The sequence below is a fragment of the Collinsella sp. 1033st1_E11_1033SCRN_220408 genome, assembly GCF_039062465.1.
Classification (GTDB): domain Bacteria; phylum Actinomycetota; class Coriobacteriia; order Coriobacteriales; family Atopobiaceae; genus Parolsenella.
In genome coordinates, this window is sequence record NZ_JBCLNF010000004.1 from 137719 (window position 1) to 159065 (window position 21347).

Consider the following 21347-nt stretch of genomic DNA (forward strand, 5'->3'; position numbering starts at 1 on the left):
GGCGCTCCCCCAGGCGGCCGCGCAGGCACACAAGGAGTACTTTGATGGATCCGATTCGCGAGGGCATGACCGGCTCGATGGTCGAGGACGTCCAGGATCGCCTGGCATCGCTCGACTACGAGATTGACGAGGCGGAGCGCTCCGCATCCGAGTTTGGCTCGTCCACCGCAAACGCCGTGGCTCGCTTCCGCATCGAACACGGCCTGTCCATCTCGGCGGAAGTTGACCTGCCCTGCTGGTCCGTCCTCGTCGACGAGTGCTACCAGATGGGTGATCGCACCCTCTACCTGCGTCTCCCCAACTTCCACGGCAACGATGTCCGCTGTCTGCAGAACGCGCTCAACGTCCTCGGCTTCTCCTGTGGCGAGGCCGATGGCTACTATGGGCCCCACACGGAGGGTGCCGTCAAGCTCTTCCAGGAGAACGTTGGCATGCTCGCAGACGGCATCGCCTTCGCTGACACCTTCGACGCCATCGAACGCCTTCGTCACGTCTGGGCCGGTAAGCCCGCTCAGGGTCCTCATCCCATGAGCGGCATGAGCTTCGCCCGTGCCGCGCTCGTTCTCGATGAGGTCGCCGTTGCACTCACCGCCGAAGACCCGATCTCGCGCAATGTCGCCGGCCGCATCTGGAACATCGCTCGCGCCATGTCCGATGACACCGGTCTTCGCCTCGTCGACTCGACCGCCGACGCCCTCCCGACCGACCGCGCCGTTATCGTCCTTGCCGTGACGCCGCGCCCCGCTGTCTCCTCCGTCGCCAACGTGACTATGGCAGACGACGGCGACCTCGCCCTGCGCCTGCGCACGGCCCTTGAGAGTTCGCGCACCAAGCCTCCCGTGGTTCGTATCGAGCTGCCCGCAGACCCCAATTTCGACGGCTCCTTCACCATCAACGACGCCCAGATGCTCGCCGTCTCGCTTGTCGACACGCTCTGCGCGGCGCTTTCCTAGCAGATAAGGCACTGCCACACATAGCTCTTCTGCCATCGACATTAAGGCTCGAGATCCGTTCAACGATTGGGTCTCGAGCCTTTTCCCTTACATATCTGTCACCTGTCGAGTTCTTAGCATCAGGCCAAGCACTGTCCGATATGCTTGCCTGGATTGCACGCTGCCCAAAATGACCCCGATCCCCACGGAGGCCACATGCAACCCGGCAACCATGAGCAGGAGACCCAGAAGCTGGACGTCATCTCCCCCAACCCTCTCGCTGCCCCTGATCCCAATGACCCCCTGGCAGACCTCGATCCCGAGGAGCGCGAGGCCTACGAGCAGCTGAAGCGCATGCGTGCCGAGCGTCGCCGCAAGAAGCTGATCAGGAGGGGCGTCGTCGTTGGCATCATCGCCGCACTCGTCGCGGGTTTCTTCGTCTTCCGCGCCGTCACGGCAAACAAACCGGATGACAGCATCCAGGTCGTCACCACCCCTGCCTACACCGGCCCCTTCACGACTGAGGTCACCGGATCCGGCTCCATCAAGCCCTCCTCCTCGTATGTGGTTCAGCCCCAGATCGACGGCACGATTGACTCCGTCAACGTCGTTGCCGGACAGACGGTCAAGGCGGGCGACGTCCTCTTCACCATCAAGAACGATGACCTTGACCGCGCCATCAACGAGGCAGGACGTGGCGTTCGCACCGCCAAGCAAGGCGTTGACGAGGCAAACCAAGGGGTCGAGCAGGCGAAGCAGACCGTCAGTGCCGCGGAGGAGGCCGTCGGCAAGGCGCAGAATCTGCTGAACGCGAATCCTGGCGACACGGATTTGCAGGCGGCCCTCGAAGAAGCCCAGGCCGAGCTCAAGAGCGCCCGCAATGCGCTCACCGAGGCCCAGCGCGCTCCCGAGTCCGCCCAGATCTCGCTCGAGGCAGCAAGCGACGCGTACAACCAGGCAGTCGAGCGCGCTGAGCAGCGCACCGTTAAGTCCCCCATCGACGGCACCATCGTCGAGCTCAACGCCCAGCCAGGCGCTACCGTGGGCCAGGCGGTCGCTAGCGCGGGCACCCAGGGCACCGGCTCGCTTTGCCTGGTCGCCAATCTCTCCCAGATGAACGTCACGCTCCAGATCAGTGAGGTCGACATCAACAAGCTTTCCCTTGACCAGACCGCGAACGTCACCTTCTCCGCCGTTCCAGACCTCACGCTCTCCGCGACCGTCAAGTCCATTGCCTCGACCTCCAGCGGCAACGATGGTGGTGGCTACGGCTATGGTGGAGGCAGCGGTGCCACCTACGCCGTCGAGCTCGTCATCCCCACGCCAGACCCGCGCCTCAAACCCGGCATGACGGCAGACGTCTCCATCATCACGAACTCCATAGACTCCGCCCTCATCGTTCCCTCCGCCGCCGTAACGGACTTCGGCGATGGAACCGGCGTCGTTTACGTCGAGGATGACGAGAAGACCCATGCCGCGCACACCGTCCACGTCGAGATTCTTGGCGACAACGGCTCAGAGACCGCCATCAAGCCCACGGAGGGCGCGATCCGCGACGGCGACCTCGTCATCATCTCCGGCATGGAAGCCGCGACCATAGACGATATTGATGCCGGCACCATGGGCGACGTTGCCGGAAACGCCGCAGACGTTGCCTCCGGCGACGCCTCCGAAAGCTCCCTCGACGCATCCGTCGAGGGCGAGACGACTGTGGCGCGATAACCATGCCCGTCATCGACGTCAAGAACATCCACCGCATCTTCGAGACGGGTGCCGGCTTCAACCACGTTCTTCGCGGAGTGTCCCTCACGGTCAACAAGGGCGAGTTCGTCGCCATCATGGGACCCTCGGGCTCGGGCAAGTCGACCCTCATGAACATTCTCGGCCTGCTCGACACGCCCACCACGGGCACGTATCGCCTCGAGGGAGTCGACATCTCGACCCTCTCTGACGACGACCTCTCCTTCGTGCGTGGCAGGCGCATCGGCTTCGTGTTTCAGAGCTTCAACCTCCTACCGCGTGCCACGGTGCTGCGCAACGTCATGTTGCCGCTCGCCTATGCCGAGGTAGACCGTCGCGAACGCGAACCACGCGCGATTCGCGCGCTCACGGCCGTCGACATCGCGCCGGACCACTTCGACCACCTGACCAACGAGCTCTCCGGCGGACAGATGCAACGCGTCGCCATCGCACGCGCCCTCGTCAGCGACCCGGCGATCATCCTCGCGGATGAGCCCACCGGCAACCTCGACTCCGCCACTGGCGAGATGGTCATGCAGACCTTCGAGCGCCTTCGCGACCGCGGTAAGACCATCGTCCTCATCACGCACGACCCAAACGTCGCCGCACGTGCGGACCGCGCCCTGCACATCCTCGACGGGCGCCTTGCAGACGGCGCCTTCGCGGGCGGCGGGCGCGTCGGTGGCACGCTCGGGACACTCGCGAGCGCTGAAGCCGCCGCCGCAACACGCCTCCAGCGCGTTACGACGCCCGACCCAGGCAGCGCCACGTCGCTCCCCAACCGCATTCCGGAGGTGTAAGAGATGACGCCCCGCGACCTCGCAACCGAGACAACGAGCGCGCTTGACGCCAACCGAGGGCGGAGTCTCCTCACGGTCCTCGGCATCGTGATTGGCATCGCCGCCGTCATCGCCATGACCTCGCTCATCGGAGGAGTCCGCAACTCGCTCGTTGGAGAACTCGGCCTCGACGCCGCACGGCGTGTCTCCATCTACGCACCCTACGGCCTCACGAAGTCGAACATCGACACGCTCGAGCAGACAATCCCCGAGTACGAATTCATCGCCGGCGGCGCCTCGACGGCGACAGACGTGACGACAGACAAGGGCTCCATATACATGCAGATATCCGGTGGTGATAACGATTATCTAACCGCCACCGGCATCAAACCCGCGAGGGGACGCACGTGGACGGCAGACGAGGAGAGCCGCGGCGCTCAGGTCTGCATCGTCACGCCCGACGTCATGCGCCAGCTCTTTGGCAATCCCGAGGCCGACTTCGCCGGCAAGACCATCAAGATCCAGAACTCCTCCTATACCATCGTGGGAGTCACGAGCCAGAGCTCGATGACCTCGATGGGCGACGGAAGCGGTTTCGCATGGGTGCCACTCAAGTGCGTACAGGCGCGCCTAGGTGCAGACTCGAGCGCGCTTCACGAGGTCGTTGGCTTCGCGAAGGAGGGTGTCGATATGAACGCCCTCGTCGAGAAGACGAAGGCACAGGTCGCACGCATCCAGCACATCGCCGATGAAGACATCGAGGACATGATCTACGTCTACTCCATGAAGGAGAGCATCGAGGCACTGGATAACTTCATGAACTCCTTCGCGCTCATCGCTGGCTCCATCGCGAGCATATCGTTGCTGGTAGGCGGCATTGGCATCATGAACATGATGCTCACCAACGTGACGGAGCGTATCCGCGAGATCGGCCTTCGCTGCGCCCTCGGCGCCACGCGCACGGACATCACGGCGCAGTTCCTCGCGGAGTCCATTGCCATCAGCCTGGCTGGCGGAATCATCGGCATCATCGCGGGCTACGCAGGCTCATGGGCACTCGCATGGATCGCCAGCTCAACCGGGCTCGTCGCAGAGATAGGCGGCTCCGGTAGCGCGATGCTCGTACCGGCCATCTCGCTCAGCGCCGTTGGTTTTGCCACTGGCGTGTGCGTGTTCATCGGCCTCGTGTTCGGCTACTACCCGGCACGTCGCGCTGCCCGCCTCGACCCGGTAGAGGCGCTGCGCTACCAGTAGCGCCCGGGGGCGCACGGCCGCCGGCGCGAAGCAGCCGTGGCACACCGCGCCGCGCGAGTTGCGCGCTGGAGTACCATACAGGACGCGCCGCGCGGCAGGCTATCACATATCGCAACCCAAACAAACGGGGCGCCGGTCATATGGCCGACGCCCCGCATTCGTCTCGTTAGTTGTCGCCATCCGCGACGCCTGCGCCCACTGCTCGCGGCACGTAGTCGCACAGGCACGCCCGAGCTAGTTGCCCGCGCTAGTTGCCCGCGGCAGCCAGGCCCGAACCGCTCGCAGGCGAGGACGGGCCGCCCGTAGGGGCGCCCCAACCCGCACCAGGAAGCTCGCGCGAGGCAAGGTGCTCGCGCTCCGTGCGCTCGGGAATCTCGCCCTTCGTCTTGGTGAAGGAGAGCTTACCGTCCTCCCCAACGTCGACGAGCACGATATCACCCGGAACCCAGCCTCCCTCGAGCAGACTCTCCGCAAGTGGGTCCTCGATGAGCGTCTGGATTGCGCGACGCAGCGGACGGGCGCCATAGATGGGATCGGTACCCTCCTTGGCGAGCAGATCCTTTGCAGCGTCCGTGAGCTCGATGGACATGCCATTGCCGATGAGGCGGTTGCGCAGGTCCGCGATCATGAGGTCGACGATGCCGCGAATCTCGGCGTTCGTAAGCGACTTGAAGACCACAATCTCATCGACACGGTTCAGGAACTCCGGACGGAAGAGCTTCTTGAGCTCGCCCATCGCACGGCTCTTGATCTCCGCGTCGGAGAGGGCGCCCGCATTCGCGCCAAAGCCCATAGAGCTCGGCTTGGCGATTTCGCGCGCACCGGCGTTGCTCGTCATGATGATGACGGTGTTGGAGAAGTCAACCTTGCGACCCTGGCCATCAGTCAGGCGGCCTTCGTCGAGAATCTGCAGCAGGATGTTGAAGACATCGGGGTGAGCCTTCTCGATCTCGTCAAACAGCACGACGGAGTAGGGCCTGCGACGGACGGCTTTGGTGAGCTCGCCGCCCTCGTCATAGCCCACATATCCCGGAGGCGCGCCCACGAGCTTGCTCACGGCGAACTTCTCCATGTACTCGCTCATGTCGAAGGTGATGAGCGCGTCCTCGGAACCAAAGAGGAACTCCGCGAGCGACTTGGCGAGCTCGGTCTTGCCCACGCCCGAGGGACCCAGGAAGATGAACGAACCACCAGGACGACGCGGGTCCTTGAGCGGCGAGCGGCTACGACGGATGGCACGGGCAACGGCGCTCACGGCCTCCTCCTGGCCAATGACACGCTGGTGGAGAACGCTTTCGCTGCGAAGGAGCTTCGATGCCTCGGCCTCGGAGAGGTTCGAGACGGGCACACCCGTGATCGAGGAGACGACGTCTGCGATGGCGGCCTCATCGACGGTTACGACGTTGGCGTCCATGCGCTTGTGCCATGCGTCCTCGAGCTCGACACGACGAGCGAGAAGCTCCTTCTCGCGGTCGCGCAGGCGAGCGGCGTCCTCGAACTCCTGCCTGTCAGCGGCAGCCTTCTTGTCAGCACGGACACGAGTGAGGTCCTCGTCCACCTCGGCGATCTCCGGCGGGAGCGTCATGTTGTGAACGCGCGTGCGAGCGCCTGCCTCGTCGAGGACATCAATAGCCTTGTCAGGCAGGAAGCGGTCCTGCACATAGCGGTTCGAGAGCGTGACTGCAGCAACCACCGCTTCGGGCGTGTAGCGCACGTGGTGGTGCGCCTCATAGGACGCCTGGAGGCCCTGGATGATCTTGATCGTATCCTCTGGGCTAGGCTCGTTGATGTTCACCGGCTGGAAGCGGCGCTCGAGCGCGGAGTCCTTCTCGATGTGCTTGCGGTACTCCTCTGCCGTGGTGGCGCCGATGACCTGGATCTCGCCGCGGGACAGCGGTGGCTTCAGGATGCTCGCCGCATCGATGGATCCCTCCGCAGAGCCCGCGCCGATGATGGTGTGCATCTCGTCGATGAAGAGGATGACCTTGCCGTCCTTTTCGACCTCGGCAATGACCTTCTTGAGGCGGTCCTCGAACTCGCCGCGGTACTTGGAGCCGGCGACGAGGGCGGAGACGTCGAGCGTCCAGATCTGCTTGCCGCGGAGCATGTCGGGCACGGTGCCGGCCGCGACGAGCTGCGCCAGGCCCTCGACGATGGCAGTCTTGCCGACGCCCGGATCGCCGAGAATGAGCGGGTTGTTCTTCTGACGACGCGCGAGCACCTGCATCACGCGCTCGATCTCGCGATCGCGGCCGATGACCGGGTCAAGCTTGCCCTCCGCGGCGAGCGCCGTGAGGTTGCGACCGTACTTCTCGAGCATTGAGGCGTCATCGCTCGAGGAGGGGCTGGTGCGCGCCGGGCCGACGGACACGCCATCCGGGCCAATGCGGACCTCCTGTGCCTGCGATGATGCGTCATCAGCCGGAGTGTTCTTCTCGATGAGCTCGTTGACGGCATTGCGGACAGCATCGCCCGAGATGCCAAGGCGGCTCAGCGTCTCCATCGCCACGCCGTTGCCCTCGCGCACGATGCCAAGCAGCAGGTGTTCGGTTGAGATGTAGGTGGCGCCGCGGCTCATGGTCTCGCGATAGGCGCCCTCGAGTACGCGCTTGGCGCGCGGCGTGAACGGGATGTGACCGCCAGGCACGGGCTCATACGCACGATCCGTGACCTGACGCACGGCCTCGAGCGCCTCGTCATACGTAACGTCGAGCTGGGCGAGGGCTTGGGCGGCAATGCCCTCCCCCTCCTTGATGAGGGCGAGAAGCAGGTGCTCCGTGCCAACGTACATCTGCCCCAGGGTACGAGCCTCTTCTTGAGCGAGGCTCATGACCTTGCGGGCCTTGTCTGTGAACTTGTCGAACATGCGAAGGTTCCCCCTCGGTCGTTCTTCCTGCAAAACCAACGTGCCCATGCGGCCTCATGGCAGCACGGGCACGTTGTTAGCTTATACCCTCGAGCCGGGTAGGCAAAACCGCGACGTCTATATCACTCGCCTATGGGCGGTGCCCACGCAGTGCCAACGCTTCGTTCGGCTAACACCACCCGACACCACCCGACAATTGGTCTTATGACGTATGGCGCCAGCGAGAATCCGTGAGGGTGCGCGCAATTCCAAGGCCAAGAGGCAAAAAGGTCACGATAAGAATTGCGCGAACGAGCCAGCCAAGCATATCCACCGTGTCGAAGATGCACATGTAGTACATCGCTCGATACAGATAAAGGCCCGGCACCATGATGACAATCGAGGGCACCGTAAGCGCGATGCGCGGAAACGTCAGAACTTCCTCAACGCCGCTTGCTAAAAGTCCCGAGATGAGAGCCCCGAGAAAAGCAGCCGCCTCAGGCGGAACGCCAGTGGCCAGGCCAAGCGATGGAACGAGTACGTTCAGGTCTACGAGGGACAAGCGGATTGTATTCGACACCGCACCGATGCAACCCGCAGTCGCAGCCATTCGTATTGGGCTGTTGAACATCACGGAGAAGCCGAAGACTCCCACGAAGCTCATCGCCATGCGTAGCGCTGTGAGCTGGAACATCCCAAGACCTTGCGGAGCAAAATCATCAGGAGAAAGGCCGACGCACTCCGCCACCATCCAGCCCACAAGTGTGGCAACCACGATAATCGAGACGGCATACGCCAAACGTTCCATACCACTACGCATGTCGAGCTTCGAGATGTCGAGTCCGGCGGTGATAAGCGGGAACCCCGGAATTACAAAGAGCATCGCCCCGATGTAGCCTTCCTTATGTGCCATCGCAGTCGGGTCGAAACCACTAAGCGCGAGCAGGGCAAAAAGATATGACACGCATGCAACGGCAACTCCCACCGCAAGCGAACTGAACTGCCCGAGGCGTTTGGCAAGCATGTTCGAGCGCACAAAGTTACCAATGCCTGCGCCCACGAGCGCACACAGCATCTCGACAGGGCCGCCGCCGAGCAGAAACACGAAGGCGCCACAGGCAGCGCCCGCAGCGAGCCCCTGTTGCCAGGGGCGATAGTCTGGCCTCGCGTGCTCGACGTCTTCTAGCATCTGGTGGTACTCATGAACCGTAAAGTTACGTCCATACGTCTCGATTTCGCGAAGAAAGCTCTCCATCATCCAGATGCGATGCGTATTAACGCCGGCGGAAGACAGGCTCACAACCTCATTGAAGATGTGATGCCCCTCGATGCATGTGCACTCGAAGGAGAGAAGCGATAGGTCGACGTGAATCGTGATGCCAAGCACGGCGGCGACACGGTTCATCGTGTCACGCACACGCCAGGCACCCGTGCCGCTCGCGAGCATAAGCATGCCCGTACGACACACGATCGTGGACTTATCAGCAATTGGCGCCTTCACTGCAAGCTCGTCGCCCGCCTCGACAACGTCCTTCCAAACCGTTTTCATATGCAGAGCGTTTGTTCGAACACCGTGGTGATGGACGACTGGAGACTGTATGGACCTTGTATGCTTGACCGTCCTCGCGGTAGCAGGGCGCGCCGTCGCAGCATCTGGCTCGTCATCGATAATGTCGAAGTCGTCTAGAGGCTCAAGGTCTCGATGCCCTGGGACGTCGTCCTCGTCAGCATCATCCGCCCCGTCGAACATGTTGATGCCCTCGAGAGCCGCTTCGCGCACGACCTCGCGTTCCGCGTCGCTCACGGCTTCGCGTTCTGCGTCACGCTCTCGTGCGACCCCGTGCTCCGCCTCGGATGCTCGCGTAAACACCCGTTCCGCCTCAGACTCGCATTCATCTTCGCGCCTAGTCATGGGCAACCTCCCAGTCAAAGGGGTGGCTCGGCTGGGGTCACTCCTGCCCGTTTTCCGCACGCAACAGTACCACTTTACATAGCTGAAAGTTCGCGAGGCATTACTCTCGATGACAGCACATGAGCAATCCCCCTGTGCAACGACACGCTTAAGACGCATGCGCATGCCGATTTGCAACGTCTACGACTCGTGAGACGCATCATATCGGCCCACGGCCAATCCCGCGCATCGGCACCACAGAGCAGCAAAGAGCCCGCCACTGCCGAAAGGGCAACGACGGGCTCAAAACATGCTATGAATCACAAATCACCCGCGATATCACAGCATCGCGCCGCAGCAAAAAGCCCGCCACTGCCGAGAGGCAACGACGGGCTCGGAAGCACGCTGTGGCATCGCGCGCTCAGCGCGGCGACGATCCTAGCACAGCTTGGCGCCGGCGGGAATGCGGTCGCTCACCATGAGGAGGTTGAGGCACTCCGTGCCATCCTCCTCGTGAACGGCGGAGATGAGCATGCCGCAGGAGTCGATGCCCATCATCTTGCGCGGGGGCAGGTTGGTAATCGCGATGAGCGTCTTGCCCACCAGCTCCTCGGGCTCGTAATACCCGTGAATGCCGGAGAGGATCACGCGATCGGTGCCAGAGCCGTCATCGAGCACGAAGCGCAGGAGCTTCTTGCTCTTCTTCACGGCGTCGCACTCCTTGACCTTCACAACACGGAAATCAGACCTGCTAAAGGTCTCGAAGTCGACGAAGTCCTCGAACAGCGGCTCGACCTTCACCTTGGAGAAGTCGATGGGCTCGGCCTCGGCAGCGGCTGCCAGCTCTGCGGCCTTGGCCTCGGCAGCGCCGTTCTTGGCACCCTTCTCGGGCTTCATGTGCGGGAAGAGGAGGACGTCGCGGATGGACGGCTGGTTGGTGAGCAGCATGACCACGCGGTCGATGCCGATGCCGATGCCGCCCGCCGGAGGCATGCCATACTCGAGGGCGCGCACGTAATCGGCGTCGAACTGCATGGCCTCGTCGTCGCCGGAATCACGCTCGGCAATCTCGGCACGGAAGCGCTCCGCCTGGTCAATCGGGTCATTGAGCTCGGAGAACGCATTGGCGTACTCGTGACCGGCAATGACGAGCTCGAAGCGGTGCGTGAGGCGCGGCTCGTCGTCGTAGCGCTTGGCAAGCGGGCTCACCTCGACGGGATAGTCCACGACGAACGTCGGGTTCACGAGCGAGGGCTCGCCAATCTCGTCGTAGAGCTCGGCAATGAGCTTGCCAGTGCCCCACTCGGGCTTGGTCTCGATCTTGTTGGCAGCGCAGAGCTCGCGTAGGTGCTCGATCGGGGTGTCGAGGTCGACATCCTCACCAAGGGCATTGGAGACGACCTTCGTCATCGGGATGGAGGGCCAGGTGCCGGAGAGGTCAATCGTGGTGCCCTGGTAATCGATTTGCTCGGGGTTGCCGATGGCAGCGTTCGCGGCCTTGATGACGCCCTCGGCAAGCTCCTTCATGCCCTCGAGGTCAGAGTAGGCGCGATAGGCCTCCATCGTGGTGAACTCGGGGTTGTGAGTCTGGTCCATGCCCTCGTTGCGGAAGATACGGCCAATCTCGTACACGCGCTCGAAACCGCCCACAAGCAGGCGCTTCAGCGGGAGCTCGGTCGCGATGCGCAGGAAGCACTCCTGGTTGAGGGCGTTGAAGTGCGTGATGAACGGCTTGGCCGTGGCACCGCCCTGGATGGTCTGGAGGATGGGGGTCTCCACCTCCATGTACTCATCGGCCTCCATGTAGCGACGGAAGGCGGAGACGATGGCGGAGCGCTTGCGGAAGGTCTCGCGGACGTCGTCGTTCACGATGAGGTCGACGTAACGCTGACGATAGCGGGTCTCCTTGTCAGAGAGACCATGGAACTTCTCGGGCAGCGGGCGGACGGACTTGCTGAGCAGACGCACCGACTTGGGCGAAAGCGAAAGCTCGCCGCGACGGGTGCGGACCACGTTGCCGGTAGCCTCGACGATATCGCCAAGGTCGAACTGACGAATGGCGGCCATACCCTCCTCGCCCAGGTTATCGATGCGGCAGAAGAGCTGCATGCGAGCAGTGGCATCCTGGAGGACGACGAAGGCGACCTTGCCCTGGCCACGCTTGGCGCGGATGCGGCCGGCGACGGTCCAGACAGTGTCGTCCTCACCCTCGGCCTCGAGTTGATCGTAACGCTCGAGAAGGTCCGCGACGTGAGCGGTTACGTCGCAGTGTTCAGGGTACGGATCGCCACCGGCATCGATGATGGCCTGCCTACGCGTGATGCGCATCGCGCGTTCGTCGGTAGCGGCGGGCTCGGCGGCCACGTTCTTGGTCTCGTCAGACATGCTCTTGTCTCCTTCTGCCCACGCTCTTCTGCGCAGGCACTCGCCGGACACAGGGTGCCGGCTGGCTGCAACAAACAAAACGCCCCTCCCGCGACGGGCACGGAAGGGGCGGCTACGTACTAGGCTCGGGCATCTGCCCGTGCGACCACTCGCCCTAGCGCGAGATTTTGGTGATCGTGTAGGAGCGCGTGATGCCAGTGGGGCTGGTGACCTCGACGACATCGCCCTTGGCGCGACCCATCAGCGCAGAGCCCACCGGGCTCTCGTTCGAGATCTTGTGCTCGAGAGAGTTGGTCTCGGTGGTGCCAACGATGGTGAAGGCGGCCTTCTTATCCTTGCCAGCCTCCTGAATCTCGACGGTGCAGCCGATGGAGACGGCGAGAACGTGACCGGCGTTCTCAGAGACCTTAGCGGTCGAAAGAATCTTGCGGATCTCGGCGATGCGGGAGGCGTTCTTGGACTGCTCCTCCTTGGCGTCATCGTACTCGGAGTTCTCGGAGAGGTCGCCGAAGTCGCGAGCGACCTTGATGCGCTCGATGATCTCAGCGTCGTGGTCTCCCTCACGCCAAGCGAGCTCTTCGAGGAGCTTCTGGCGGCCTTCGGGGGTAAGGATAATCTCGTTCTCAGCCATGGTTCGCTTTCTTGCCGAAGGGCGGTTGGTACAGTGGTGCGAAGGCTCGCATGCCTACACACGCGAGCCTAAAAGAAACTAGTTAGTCGAGCTTGGCACCGCAGCTCTTGCAGAACTTGTTGTCCGCCGGGTTCTTGGCGCCGCAAGCACCGCAGAACTTGCCGTCGTCAGCATCGACGTCAGCATCCTCAGCGTCAGCGGGCTTCTCAACGACGACATCGGCAGCCTCGGTAGCCTTGTCCTTGCCGGCCTCAGCCTCGGCCTCGTCCATGCCCTCGCGGATGCTCTTGGCGGTCTTGCCAAGGGACTTGCCGAGCTTCGGGAGGTTCTTCGGGCCAAAGATCACCAGGACGACGGCCAGGATGACGATCAGCTCGGGCATACCAAGACCAAAAATCATGTGTGGTTCCTCTCAACGACAGCCTTTGTGGCGTGGTCTGCAAGCAAGGCGGTTCCAGTGGAACCGTGCAACTGTGAAAGTATACTAGCCCCGACGCGATTCCGCAGCGACTACTTAGACAATGCGCGTTCGTGCCCGCAATTTCCACGTTGATTGGCGTGTACCCACTTTGGCAGCGCGCCAATCCCCAGATCCGTCGGAGACCCATGCCCACCGCCCTCATCGTCTTCATCGCCCTCACGATTGCCGGCTTCCTCATCCACCTCCTCTGCATGCGTCTGCTTGCGTGGCGCGGCGTCACCGTGAGGCGCACGCGCTTTGGCGTGACGTTCATCTTCGACACGGAAGATGCGGACGGCACTCCCGTGCGCATGCTTAATGTCAATGGGGCCTTCCAGAGCGTCGCCTATGCCACGGATGAGCTTTGGAGCGAACTTCCCGTCTCCTACCAGCGCGAACAGGCTCGCATCATCTCCGAGTTGCCGCGCCTGCGCCGCGTGGCGGTCGTTGGCGGCGGTGGGTTCTCGATGCCCAAATGGCTCGTGGACCATCTCCCTCCTGTCCGCGTGAGCGTGGCGGAGATTGACCCCAAGATCGTCGAGATTGCACGCGAGAGCTTTGGCCTCGATCGCCTCGAGCGAGAGCATGGGGAGGATGGGCGCTTCGAACTCGCCGTCGAGGACGGCTGGAGCTGGCTGAAGTCGCAGGAGGAGGGTTTCGACCTCATCATCAACGAGGCGTTCTCCGGCTCGAAGCCGCTTGGTCCGCTGACCGGGGAGGAGGGTGTCCGCGTCGTGCGCGACCACCTGAGCGAGGGCGGCACCTACCTTGCGACGCTGAGACTTCCGCTCGAGGGGCGCAAGGCGCGTCCGCTGGAGGAGACCTGCGACGCCTTCGCCGCAGGCTTCGCGCACGTGTGGCTCATCCCCGAGGCGGCAGAGGAGCCCACGAAGCCCGGCAACAACACGCTCGTCGCAAGCGACGTGGACCTTGTGGCCGCCGGCTGCGAGAGACTTGCCGGATTCGAGTGGCGCGGTGGCGCGAGGTAGGGAGCACGGCGAGCACACGCGTGTAGCGGGCCCCTCGCGACGGGTGCTCGCGACGAGGCGCTGACACAGGGGTGCAGCGGGGCACGGTAGGGCGAACGACAAGAGCGCGCGAGATAACAGACTCACCAGGCTCGCTCTCGTATCAGAGCAAGCACGGCGCTCTCACATTGAGGCGAACGCAAAAAGGCAAACGCAAACAAAAAAGCCAGGAGCCGAAGCCCCTGGCCTGCAATTTCGTGGTCGGGTTGACTGGATTCGAACCAGCGACCCCCGCGTCCCGAACGCGGTGCTCTACCAAACTGAGCCACAACCCGATGCGAGAGAGAAGTTTAGCACACTGTGCGCTTGATGCAACCGAGAAATTTCAACGGGATTAAATGAGCGATTTATGAGCCGAAAAGCTACTCCGCTCCACCGGCGACAGCAGCCCACGCTCGCCAACCATGATGCTCTCGCACGGCTTCGGCAATGCGCTCCGCCGCGTCCCCGCTCTCGCAGATCGCGAACGAACACGCACCAGAGCCCGTCACCATGGACGCCGCGACGCCCTCCTGCCCGGCAAGCCACTCACTCACTGCCCAGACATCGCCGCACAGGTGGCACGCCGCAGGAGCTAGGTTGTTGAAGAGGTTGGCCGCCATCGCGGCAACATCGCCGGCGGCGAGGGCCTCGCACACCACCTCGTAGCTCGCAGGATCCTCGCCCGCACGATCGAACTCGTCATACGCCTCCTTGGTGGAGACGCCACCGACGGCGGGCATGACGAGGGCAACAGGCATCGAGAACTCCGGGAAGGTGCGCTCGAGCACATCTCCTGCACCCAGATACAGGCCCGGGCGTGGATCGAGGAAGAACGCGACGTCGGCGCCGACGCGCCTCGCCACGGCCACAACACGCTCGTCGCACACGGAAACGCCCCAGCGCTCACAAAGAGCACGCAGAACGGCACCCGCATCCGCGGACGAGCCTCCCAGGCCCGCCTTCTCCGGAATGCGCGCCGTGACCTCGACGCGGACCTCGGGTCGCTCTCCCAGGGCCTCGGCGAGAAGCGTCGCCGCACGCCAGACCGTCGTCCTCTCGGGAGCGACCTCAAGAGCGGGCGCATGAACAACCTCGAGCTCAGGAGCATCGCTTACGACAACGGTGTCACAAAGCGCCACCGGCACCATCACAGAATCGACGCGATGATAACCGCGGTCGTCCTTCTCGTGATGGATGCCAAGATGGAGGTTGACCTTACAAGGGGTCTCGACGACCTGCCGCGACATAAGCGGACGCTACTCCTCGAGATCGGCAACGACGTAGTCGAAGAGGCGCTCGCCAGACTCGCTGTCAAACAGCTCGACAGTACCGGTGAGCACGTCAACGTACTGGTAGGACTGGCGGGCCTTGCGACCGCGGCGCTCCTCGACCTCGAGGACGAACAGCGACGGGTGCGCCTGGACGAGGGTGCCGGTGCGCTCGACGATGCGGGAGCGACCCATGTTGGCCTTGACCTTCAGGCGCTCGCCCTTGAGGCCCTCGAGCTTCTCGCGGATTTCATCAACCCTGTTGACAGAAGGGACTTCGTTCTCCATGCTACGCTCTCTATCCTGACCGCCTGAAATAACTCCATGTTTGGAAGGAGTTAACAAAGGTAGACTGCGGCCACTCTGATTCATGTGAATTGTTATCGTACTGTCTGCTTATCAACGCCTCAACATCCCGGGCGAAAGGAACGCAGAATGAACATGGAGCGTGCAGGTCGCGTACTCGACAACCTCGAAGACATGGGCATGAGCCAGGTGCTCGTCACCGACCCGATGTCCATCTGGTACCTCACTGGCTACTGGAACCTCCCCTACGAGCGCTTCTATGCCCTCTACCTCGCCCGCACGGACGGGGGCGTCAAGACGGTCATGTTCTGTAACCGCCTCTTCCCGGATGCCACCGCAACCGGCTGCGAGATCAAGGTCTTCGATGACACCGAGGACCCGATTCCGCTCGTCGTCGAAACCTGCGACGGGAGCTCGCCGCTCGGTGTCGACAAGGTGCTCGCCGCCCGCTGGCTGCTCCCCCTCATGGATGCCCACGCCGCGAGCGAGTTCCGCCTGGGCTCGCCCGCCGTCGACCTCGCGCGCTCCATCAAGGATGCCAGCGAGCTTGACCTCATGCGCGCCGCCTCCGCCACGAACGACAAGGCGATGGAGTGGCTGCGCTCCCAGCTGCGCGAGGGCGTGACCGAGCACGAAATCGCGAGCGGCCTTCTCGCCGAGTACCGTCGCCTTGGCGCCCAGGAGCACAGTTTCACGCCGATCGTGAGCTTTGGCGCCAACGCCGCAGACCCGCACCACGAGCCGGACGAGACGCAGCTCCACCGTGGCGACCTCGTGCTGTTCGACGTGGGCTGCAAGCGCGACTCGTACTGCTCCGACATGACGCGCACGTTCTTCTTTGGCGCCGAGCCCAGCGAACGCGACCGCGAGATCTACGAGACGGTGCGTCGCGCCAACGAGGCCGCCGAGGCCATCGTGCGCCCCGGCGTGACGTTCGCCGAGATTGATCTCACCGCCCGCCGCATCATCGAGGAGGCTGGCTACGGCGAGTACTTCACGCACCGCCTGGGTCACCAGATCGGCCTAGAAGACCACGAGCCCGGGGACGTCTCCTCGGCTCACGACGAGCCCGTGCGCGCCGGTCAGTGCTTCTCCATCGAGCCAGGCATCTATCTGCCGGGCGAGATGGGTGTGCGCATCGAAGACCTGCTCATCGTCACGGAGGATGGCTGCGAGGTCATGAACAGCTATCCCAAGGAGCTCACCGTCATCGAGTAGCGAGCCAAAGGGAAGGCCGAGCGGGCCGGGGCGCGAACGATTTCGCCCCGGCCCGTTCATTTGTGCTTCGCAAGGGAGCTAACGGCAGGACCGGTGCGCGACGCCGGCTAGCCCTCCAACACATACTTGTGGATTGCCCAGACCGCGCCATCCTCGTCCACGGACGGCGCGATTACGTCCGCCGCAGCCTTCACGTCATCGCTTGCCTGGCCCATGGCCACGCCGATGCCCGCATGGCGCAGCATGTGGACGTCATTGCCGCCATCGCCGATGGCCATGCACTCGGCCGGCGTGATGCCCAGGCGCGCGCAGAAGGCGTCGATCGCGTCGCCCTTGCCGCAGCCCGCGCTGACGATGTCGAGGAAGTTGGGGGACCAGCGCACGTTTTCGAGCCCGTCTATGCCGCCGAGGAGCTCCTCGTCCGCTTCGGGCGCGACGTCGGTCACGATCTGTAGAACGTTCGCGCAGTCAACATCGTCCCACGAGCGGACCTCGTGCCCAGGCTTGTAGCGAAGGGAGCGGGCGAGCTCATCCGGGTCGCCGCAAAAGTACAGGGCGTCCGGCTCCGTGAATGACGTGGAGAGGCCACGCTCGCGAAGACGCTCCACCAGGGCGGCCACGCACTTCTCGGGCATGGGCTTGCTCGAAATGACCTCGCCTGAGGCCATGAAGCAGTACTCGCCATTGGCGGTGGCATAGCCGTCGAAGTCGAAGCTCGCGTCCATGCCGATGCTGTCCTTATAGCGGCCGGTCACGATAAACGAGGCCACGCCGCGGCGATGGGCCTCCTCGAGAGCAGCTTTCGTACTAGGGCGCATATCGGGCGCGTCGAACGGGACGAGCGTGCCATCAATGTCCAGAAACAGCGCCTTGATTGCCATATGGTGCTCCGTCTCTCGTACGTATCCCCCCTGGTGGGCCGCCGAAAGTTGACAAAGGGACTGTCCCTTTGTCAACCCCGCCTGCCCGCCTGCGCCCATCCCGCGCAACGAAAAAGGCCCGAGGCGCACTGCCCCGGGCCCGGACTTGGCTCTTATCGGCTTGCTTTGACCGATTCTAGTACAGACCCTCGCACATCGAGAGCGCGGCGTCATCGGCAACGACAACGCAGTTGGGGTGAAGCTGCAGGATGGATGCCGGGCAGCTGGGCGCGATCGGACCGAAGCACATGTCGTGAACAGCCTGGGCCTTCTTCTCACCGTTAGCGACAACGAGAATCATGCGGGAGTACATGATGGTCTGCGTACCCATGGTGTAAGCCTGGCGCGGGACGTCCTCCTCCTTCTCGAAGAGGCGGCTGTTGGCCTGGATGGTGCTCTCCGTCAGGTCGACGCAGTGGGTGCCGGCGCTGAAGTGGTCATCGGGCTCGTTGAAGCCGATGTGACCGTTGTTGCCAATGCCCAGGAGCTGGAGGTCGGTATAGCCGGCCTCGGCGACGATCTTGTCGTACTCGGCGCAGGCAGCGGCGGCATCCGGGTTGGAGCCATCCGGCACGTGCGTGTTGGCGAGGTCGATGTTGACGTGATCGAACAGGTTGTCACGCATGAAGAAGTGATAGCTCTGCGGGTCATCATGGTCGAGGCCGCGGTACTCGTCCAGGTTGTAAGTGCTGACCTCGGAGAAATCGCAGTCGCCGTTTTTGCAAGCCTCAACGAGGTTCTGGTAGGTGCCGATGGGCGTGGTGCCGGTGGCGAGGCCGAGCACGCAGTTCGGCTTCAGGATGACCTGAGCGGCGATGATGTTCGCCGCTTTGCGGCTCATGTCCTCGTAATCCTTGGCGTGAATGATCTTCATGGCGCGTCCCTTCTCTAACGGGATGGGGTGCTATCCTTTGCGCCCCACCTGCGGCCCGCGTCGGCCGCAACCAACGTGAGACGCGGCCACCAGGGCGAGGTCGCGCAGCTATGAGGATTTCGCGCCACGTCGAGGCCCCTGCCCGTCCATGGCGGATTGGGGCGTTGCCCCAAGCGTTTCCATGATGAACCGACGTGTCCCAAGCCTCAAGCAATAATTCGGGGAATGGCAGGAGTTGCCGCTAAAGCCCACAAGAGTTGACAAAGGGACTGTCCCTTTGTCAACTCTTGCAACGCTACCTGAAAAAGGGACTGTCCCTTTTGCAGGTTTTTCTAGGCGAGCTGGCGGGCGAGATCGGCGAGGGCGTGGGCGCGGTGGGAGATGGCGTTCTTCTCCGCGGGCTCGAGCTCGGCCATGGTGCGGCCCGGGGTGTCGGCGGGCCAGAAGAGCGGGTCGTAGCCAAAGCCGTTGGTACCGCGCGGCTCGCGGCCAATCATGCCCTCGCAGTCGCCCTCACCGCAGATGACGGTGCCATCGGCCTGGATCAGCACCACGCTCGAATGGAAGCGCGCGGTGCGCTCCTCCTCCGGCACGTTCTCCATCTCGCGCATGAGCTTCTCGTTGTTGCGCTGGTCGTCGCCATGGACGCCAGCCCAGCGCGCGCTCATGATGCCCGGCTCGCCGGACAACGCATCGACGACGAGGCCGGAGTCGTCGGCCACGGCGGCAAAGCCCGTCTGCTCGAGCGCGGCCTCAGCCTTGATGATGGCGTTCTGCGTGAAGGTGTCCCCGTTCTCCACCGGGTCGGGGAAGTCGCCGAGCTCGCCGAGCGCGTAGAAGGAGACGCCGGGCATGAGCGGGGCGAGGATGGCCTCGATCTCGGTCACCTTGTGGGGGTTACCCGTGGCAACGACGACGGTCTTTGCGGAATCAAGCGTGGCGATGTCTACCTTGGCCATGGTTACTCCTTGTCTGAGATGCAGCAGGTGGGTGGGACGGCACGCGAGCGAACGGTTGTCGGCGCGCAAGCGAGCGGTTCCCAGCGCGCGGGACGCGCGAGGGTTACGCCGTGAAGCCCGTGACCTCGTTCTGGAGGTCGCACAGGCGCCTAATACCGGCCTCTCCCATGTCGAGCAGCTCGTTGAGCTGGGCGCGAGAAAGGGTCGAGCGCTCGCCGGTTCCTTGGATCTCGACGATGCCGCCGTCCGCGGTCCCCACGAGGTTGAGGTCGACATCGGCATGCGAGTCTTCGGGGTAATCGAGGTCGAGCATCGGCGTGCCGGCGACGACGCCCATGCTGATGGCGGCGACCTGGCCCGTGAGCGGCAGCCTCTTGATCTTGCCTTGCTCGACGAAGTTCATCAGCGCATCGTGCAGTGCCACCCAACCGCCAGTAATGCTCGCGGTACGCGTGCCACCGTCCGCCTGAAGAACGTCGCAGTCGACGGTGATGGTGAACTCGCCCAGGTGGTCGAGGTCGCACACGGCGCGAAGGCTACGACCGATAAGGCGCTCGATCTCCATCGAACGGCCCTTGCGGCCCTTGTACTCGCGCTTCGTGCGAGAGCTCGTGGAGGCGGGCAGCATCGCGTACTCCGCGGTGAGCCAGCCCTTACGGCTGGCCTTGCGCCACGCCGGCAACGCCTCCTCGATCGTGGCGGTGCACATGACGCGCGTGTCGCCAAACTCCGCGAGGCACGAGCCGTGGGCGTTCTTCATGACGTCACGCGTGAGCGTGATGGGGCGCAGCTGGTCGAGGGCGCGGCCCTCGGGCCTGCGCTGCGTGAAATCCTGCATGAGAGTCTCCTTGCTAGTCAACGAGCGACTCGAGCGTGTCTAGCTCGATGTGCTCGATCGAATCGAGCGAATGCCCAAAGATGAACTTACCCGCGACGGCAAACGACGTGATGTCATCCGAGGTGGTGGCAAAGCGATACTTGGGCTCGCCGCCAGCGCCGAGGTTGGGCGAGGCAGGATCTGCAAGCTCGCCACGACGGCCGAGAATCTCCGCCACCTCGCGAGCCGTTTCCTCCGCCGAGCTCACGGTGCGGACATCCGGGCCCAGGGCACTCGAGATCTCGTGAGCGAGCAGCGGGAAGTGCGTGCAGCCAAGAACGACCGTATCGATACCGCGGCCCAGAAGCGGGGCGACGTTTCTGCGCGCCAGCTCGCGAACCTCCGGCGTGTCGAAGACGCCAACGCTATCCATCCAGTCCTCGTGCAGATAGGTGCCCGTGGCAAGCTCGCGCTCGACGAAATCGACGAACGAACCGGCGGCGCTCTGCGTGACGCGCACGCCGGCATCGAGATTGTGGATGGCGCGCTCGTAGGCACCCGAGTCGACCGTGCCCTGCGTGGCAAGCACGCCAACGCGACGCGAACGGGTGGCCTGAATCGCGGCGCGAGCGCCCGGCTCAATCACGCCGATGACCGGAACCTTGAGCGCGCGCTGGATGACATCGAGGCCGGCGGCCGTGGCGGTGTTGCACGCGATGACGACGAGCTTGACGTCATGGCGCTCGAGCCAGCGGCCAACCTGGCGCACGAATAGGCGAACCTCCGCCTGGGGACGCGGGCCATAGGGGCATCGTTTGGTATCGCCAACGTAGTAAATCGACTCGGCCGGGAGAAGCGACGCGATGCAGCGGGCAACGGTGAGGCCGCCAATACCAGAGTCAAAGATGCCAATGGGCTTGTTGTTCTCAGATGCGATGGCCGCGCGAGGCGACGTCACGGCTGCGGGATCGAACCCGTCATCGAGAACGCTCATGGACTCGCTCCCCTCTCACCGGGACCGACGGGATCCGGAGCCGGTGGCGGCATATGAAAAAAGG

18 protein-coding genes and 1 tRNA gene are annotated in these 21347 nt (G+C 63.5%); 6 read left to right on the plus strand and 13 right to left on the minus strand.

All coding sequences use genetic code 11. The features are described from left to right. The first annotated feature begins 44 nt into the window (after window positions 1–44). The 4 genes from ABCN07_RS05175 (at window position 45) to ABCN07_RS05190 (ending at window position 4705) form a co-directional block, all read left to right on the plus strand. A complete protein-coding gene (locus ABCN07_RS05175; RefSeq protein WP_343005691.1) occupies window positions 45–953 on the plus strand; it encodes a peptidoglycan-binding domain-containing protein in 909 nt (302 codons plus the stop codon). A 195-nt stretch (window positions 954–1148) separates the two neighbouring features. Beyond that, complete coding sequence (locus ABCN07_RS05180; protein WP_343005692.1) at window positions 1149–2654, plus strand: efflux RND transporter periplasmic adaptor subunit; 1506 nt, start codon at window positions 1149–1151, stop codon at window positions 2652–2654. Between the two features lie 2 nt (window positions 2655–2656). Beyond that, window positions 2657–3472, plus strand: coding sequence for an ABC transporter ATP-binding protein (locus ABCN07_RS05185; RefSeq protein WP_343005693.1), 816 nt, complete (start codon window positions 2657–2659; stop codon window positions 3470–3472). A 3-nt stretch (window positions 3473–3475) separates the two neighbouring features. Continuing rightward, a complete protein-coding gene (locus ABCN07_RS05190; RefSeq protein WP_343005694.1) occupies window positions 3476–4705 on the plus strand; it encodes an ABC transporter permease in 1230 nt (409 codons plus the stop codon). Between the two features lie 247 nt (window positions 4706–4952). On the opposite strand, the gene ABCN07_RS05195 is transcribed toward ABCN07_RS05190, so the two are convergent. The 5 genes from ABCN07_RS05195 to tatA form a co-directional block, all read right to left on the minus strand. Next, complete coding sequence (locus tag ABCN07_RS05195) at window positions 4953–7571, minus strand: ATP-dependent Clp protease ATP-binding subunit (RefSeq protein WP_343005695.1); 2619 nt, start codon at window positions 7569–7571, stop codon at window positions 4953–4955. A gap of 202 nt (window positions 7572–7773) precedes the next feature. Then, window positions 7774–9462, minus strand: a complete 1689-nt coding sequence (locus ABCN07_RS05200; protein WP_343005696.1) for a threonine/serine exporter family protein — start codon at window positions 9460–9462, stop codon at window positions 7774–7776. A gap of 417 nt (window positions 9463–9879) precedes the next feature. Then, on the minus strand, window positions 9880–11826 hold the full coding sequence (gene lysS / locus ABCN07_RS05205) for a lysine--tRNA ligase (protein WP_343005697.1): 1947 nt from the start codon (window positions 11824–11826) through the stop codon (window positions 9880–9882). A gap of 154 nt (window positions 11827–11980) precedes the next feature. Then, a complete protein-coding gene (gene greA, locus ABCN07_RS05210; RefSeq protein WP_320679107.1) occupies window positions 11981–12457 on the minus strand; it encodes a transcription elongation factor GreA in 477 nt (158 codons plus the stop codon). Between the two features lie 82 nt (window positions 12458–12539). Then, entirely contained in the window at window positions 12540–12857 is a 318-nt protein-coding gene (gene tatA / locus ABCN07_RS05215; RefSeq protein WP_293814329.1) for a twin-arginine translocase TatA/TatE family subunit, read from the minus strand. 206 nt (window positions 12858–13063) lie between these two features. On the opposite strand from tatA, the gene ABCN07_RS05220 reads away from it, so the two are divergent. Further along, the gene (locus ABCN07_RS05220; protein WP_343005698.1) at window positions 13064–13906 is read left to right on the plus strand and encodes a fused MFS/spermidine synthase; all 843 of its coding nucleotides are present in this window, start codon (window positions 13064–13066) and stop codon (window positions 13904–13906) included. A 237-nt stretch (window positions 13907–14143) separates the two neighbouring features. Here ABCN07_RS05220 and ABCN07_RS05225 read toward each other — a convergent pair. The 3 genes from ABCN07_RS05225 to ABCN07_RS05235 form a co-directional block, all read right to left on the minus strand. Next, a tRNA-Pro gene (locus tag ABCN07_RS05225) sits at window positions 14144–14220 on the minus strand. 87 nt (window positions 14221–14307) lie between these two features. Continuing rightward, window positions 14308–15174: a 4-diphosphocytidyl-2C-methyl-D-erythritol kinase gene (locus tag ABCN07_RS05230; protein WP_343005699.1), complete on the minus strand. Its 867-nt coding sequence runs from the start codon at window positions 15172–15174 to the stop codon at window positions 14308–14310. A gap of 9 nt (window positions 15175–15183) precedes the next feature. After that, complete coding sequence (locus ABCN07_RS05235) at window positions 15184–15483, minus strand: Veg family protein (RefSeq protein WP_343005700.1); 300 nt, start codon at window positions 15481–15483, stop codon at window positions 15184–15186. 147 nt (window positions 15484–15630) lie between these two features. Between ABCN07_RS05235 and ABCN07_RS05240 the strand changes: the two genes are divergently transcribed. Continuing rightward, complete coding sequence (locus tag ABCN07_RS05240) at window positions 15631–16719, plus strand: aminopeptidase P family protein (RefSeq protein WP_343005701.1); 1089 nt, start codon at window positions 15631–15633, stop codon at window positions 16717–16719. Window positions 16720–16826: 107 nt separating this feature from the next. On the opposite strand, the gene ABCN07_RS05245 is transcribed toward ABCN07_RS05240, so the two are convergent. The 5 genes from ABCN07_RS05245 to murI all read right to left on the minus strand — a co-directional run bounded on the left by ABCN07_RS05245 (window position 16827) and on the right by murI (window position 21283). Continuing rightward, entirely contained in the window at window positions 16827–17600 is a 774-nt protein-coding gene (locus ABCN07_RS05245; RefSeq protein WP_343005702.1) for an HAD family hydrolase, read from the minus strand. A 175-nt stretch (window positions 17601–17775) separates the two neighbouring features. After that, complete coding sequence (nagB, locus tag ABCN07_RS05250; RefSeq protein WP_293814335.1) at window positions 17776–18513, minus strand: glucosamine-6-phosphate deaminase; 738 nt, start codon at window positions 18511–18513, stop codon at window positions 17776–17778. A 332-nt stretch (window positions 18514–18845) separates the two neighbouring features. Beyond that, window positions 18846–19472 (minus strand): RdgB/HAM1 family non-canonical purine NTP pyrophosphatase, encoded by a 627-nt coding sequence (gene rdgB, locus ABCN07_RS05255; protein WP_343005703.1) that lies wholly within the window; start codon window positions 19470–19472, stop codon window positions 18846–18848. A gap of 103 nt (window positions 19473–19575) precedes the next feature. Continuing rightward, window positions 19576–20310, minus strand: coding sequence for a ribonuclease PH (gene rph / locus ABCN07_RS05260; protein ID WP_343005704.1), 735 nt, complete (start codon window positions 20308–20310; stop codon window positions 19576–19578). A 13-nt stretch (window positions 20311–20323) separates the two neighbouring features. Further along, window positions 20324–21283: a glutamate racemase gene (gene murI / locus ABCN07_RS05265; RefSeq protein ID WP_343005705.1), complete on the minus strand. Its 960-nt coding sequence runs from the start codon at window positions 21281–21283 to the stop codon at window positions 20324–20326. Between the last annotated feature and the right edge of the window lie 64 nt (window positions 21284–21347).